The organism is Porphyromonas sp. HMSC077F02 (assembly GCF_001815465.1).
Taxonomy (GTDB): Bacteria; Bacteroidota; Bacteroidia; order Bacteroidales; family Porphyromonadaceae; genus Porphyromonas_A; species Porphyromonas_A somerae.
Genome location: NZ_KV820665.1, coordinates 1 through 561, shown reverse-complemented (window position 1 = coordinate 561; position 561 = coordinate 1). Strand labels below are relative to the sequence as shown.

Below are 561 nucleotides of genomic sequence, written 5' to 3'. Positions count from 1 at the left end.
AGGAAATTCTTTCAAACTTTATAATTGAAGGGCAGGGGGTCAAGGGATTGATGGAGCTAGTTGTAGAGATCGTGATGGAAGGGGAACGCGAACTTTACAAGGAAGATACTGGAGATGTTAGTAATGGCTACCGAGGTCGTCGTATTTTTGCGAGTGGTAATATGCTTGAGTTGCGAGTTCCTCGGACACGTCAGCGTGGTTTTATGCCCGTTATTTTAGGGGTATTAAAAGAGCAAGAGAAAGAGATGGGAGAAGTTGCGAGCTATCTCTATAGCTGTGGTAATACGATGAACGACATCTCAGGTGTTTTTGAGCGTTTGTATGGCAAAAGTTATAGCACGAGCCAAGTTAATCGTCTTGCTCTCTCCACGCAGAAGGCTGTCCTAGAATGGCGTAAAAGAGCACTTCCAAGTGAGCTGGAAGCACTTATGATTGACGCAACATACCTCCCAGTAAGGCGAGGAGATAGCGTTAGCAAGGAGGCGTTCTTTGTTGTAATGAGCTTGGATACAGACGGTCGTAGAGATATCGTTGGAGTGTACAACAATCCCACAGAAGGAA

General features: G+C 45.3%; 1 protein-coding gene. It reads left to right on the top strand.

Translation table 11 applies throughout. From position 1 onward, the window contains the following. Positions 1 to 50 precede the first annotated feature (50 nt). Positions 51 to 561: transposase (locus tag HMPREF3027_RS04335; RefSeq protein WP_210400678.1), on the top strand; the 511-nt coding region annotated here is incomplete at its 3' end.